The sequence below is a fragment of the Streptomyces sp. SID3212 genome (genome assembly GCF_009865405.1).
Classification (GTDB): domain Bacteria; phylum Actinomycetota; class Actinomycetes; order Streptomycetales; family Streptomycetaceae; genus Streptomyces.
Genome location: NZ_WWJY01000103.1, coordinates 1 through 521 on the forward strand (window position 1 = coordinate 1; position 521 = coordinate 521).

A 521-nucleotide genomic window follows, 5' to 3' on the forward strand; every position below is an offset into this window, starting at 1 on the left:
AGGCGTCCGTGGACGGCGGGGCGGGCTGGCGGCCGGTGCCCTTCACGACCGTACGTACCGGTGTCCGGGACTCCCCGGAGCCCCGGGCGCACCCGGCGGGCTCGGTCGGGGGCTGGTCGGGCCGCGTGTGGCACCGGGTGGCGGCCGATCTGACCGCCTGGCGCGGCGGTGAGGTCCGGCTGCGCTGGCGGTACGACACCGGCCGGCCGCACTCGGGGCGGGGTGTGTACGTGGACGGGCTGCGGGTCGGGGACGGCGGGCGGGTGGTCTTCGACGAGGCGCGGGAGGGGGACACGGCGGGGATCGAGGCGGTGGGGTGGGTGGCGTCGGAGGACTGAGGACCGCGACCGGCCCACCCGTACGACCGTCCCGCCCTCACTCGCCGAGCGCCGGGTCTCACCTGCCCAGGGCCGCCATCGCCGCGTTGTGGCCGGGGACCCCGCTGACCCCGCCGCCCCGGACGGCGCCCGCGCCGCACAGCAGCACGTTCGCGTGCGCCGTCTCCACGCCCCAACGGCCGC

At 78.9% G+C, this 521-nt stretch carries 1 pseudogene; it reads left to right on the forward strand.

Features of this window, described 5'->3' with window-relative positions:
• Nucleotides 1-338, forward strand: a pseudogene (locus GT042_RS02955) (immune inhibitor A domain-containing protein); the annotation flags it as partial.
• Nucleotides 339-521 lie beyond the last annotated feature (183 nt).